The 1,306-nt window shown below is 75.1% G+C and carries 3 protein-coding genes and 1 pseudogene; all 4 read right to left on the reverse strand.

The window, feature by feature from the left end; genetic code table 11:
- Nucleotides 1-177 (reverse strand): FAD-dependent oxidoreductase (locus AC2W7M_RS25675; protein ID WP_486135947.1); only part of this gene is annotated, 177 nt, incomplete at its 3' end.
- A 107-nt stretch (nt 178-284) separates the two neighbouring features.
- Nucleotides 285-575: a hypothetical protein gene (locus AC2W7M_RS25680; protein ID WP_486135943.1), complete on the reverse strand. Its 291-nt coding sequence runs from the start codon at nt 573-575 to the stop codon at nt 285-287.
- Nucleotides 576-720: 145 nt separating this feature from the next.
- A pseudogene (locus tag AC2W7M_RS25685) lies at nt 721-921 on the reverse strand (GTPase); the annotation flags it as partial.
- Nucleotides 882-1,094, reverse strand: a complete 213-nt coding sequence (locus tag AC2W7M_RS25690; protein ID WP_486135945.1) for a hypothetical protein — start codon at nt 1,092-1,094, stop codon at nt 882-884. The gene AC2W7M_RS25690 and the pseudogene AC2W7M_RS25685, both read right to left, overlap by 40 nt.
- Nucleotides 1,095-1,306: the final 212 nt, after the last annotated feature.

Consider the following 1,306-nt stretch of genomic DNA (forward strand, 5'->3'; position numbering starts at 1 on the left):
CGGGCACAGCACGTCGCGATGGACCGTTCCGGCGCTCATGGCGCGGCCCGGCCCGCGCGCGGCGGCGGCGGCCTCGCATCCGGCATGGCCGCCGCCCACGACGATCACGTCGAAGGCGGGAAGGGGAACGTGGTTCGGCATGGGCTCTTCGGTTCGGGCGCGCGCGGCGCGCGGCATGGAAGAGGAGAAACGTCGGCTTTCGGGCCGCGTCAAGGCGGGAGACACTTCGGCGCGCTTAACGCGCGGGATGTTTCACGTGAACATCCCGGGCAGGCCTCCCGCCCTCACTTGCCGATGCAAAAGGTGCCGAACAGAGCGTCGAGCACATCCTCCACATCCACCCGCCCGATCACGCGGTCGAGCGCGCGCGCGGCGAGCCGCAGTTCTTCCGCGCGCAACTCCTCGCGCCCGGCGAAATCCCGGTCGGCACGGGCCAGATGGCCACTGGCCGCCGCCAGAGCGAGCCGCTGGCGCTCGCGCGAGACCAGAGCCGGCTCGCCGCCGGCGAGCCCTTCGGCCTCCCGTTCCAGCCGCGCCAGCAGCGCCGCGACCCCCGCACCGGAGCGCGCCGACACGCCAATCCAATCCGCGGGAACGCCGCCGCCGAGGTCCGCCTTCGTGCGCCACGCGGATGGCGCGGGCGAGCGCGGCGGGCGGCGCCTCGCCGTCGTCGGATAGCCACAGCACAAGGTCCGCCACCTCGGCGCGGGCCAGCGCCCGGCGCACGCCTTCCTGCTCCACCGCGTCCGCGGTTTCGCGCAGGCCCGCCGTGTCGAGCAGGAGAACCGCCTGCCCGGCGAGCTCCAGATGCACCTCCAGCACGTCCCGCGTGGTGCCGGGAAGGGGGGAGACGATGGCCGCCTCCCGCCCCGCCAGGCGGTTCAGCAGCGTGGACTTTCCCGCATTGGGCGGCCCGGCGATGGCGACCGTGAGCCGGCGCGCACCCGCTCGCCGCGATCGGCATCGCGCACCGCGGCCGCCACCTCCGTCGCCAGCGGGCCGATGACGGCGCGCGCCTCGGCGACCAGATCCTCCGGCACATCGCCCTCGTCGGAAAAGTCGATGGAGGCTTCCACCAGCGCCAGCGCCTGCACCAGCGCCGCGCGCCAGCCGCCGATGCGGCGGGAGAGGCGCCGGAGGCGAGCGCCAGCGCCTGGCGTCGCTGCGCCTCGGTCTCGGCCGCGATCAGATCGGCGAGGCCCTCCACCTCGGCGAGGTCCATCTTGCCGCTGGCGAAGGCGCGGCGGTGAATTCGCCGGCCTCGGCGGGCGCAGGCCGGCAGGGCGCCAGCGCCCGAGCACCGCAG

It is taken from the genome of Xanthobacter sp. BG11Y11_SDJG, from assembly GCF_057364445.1.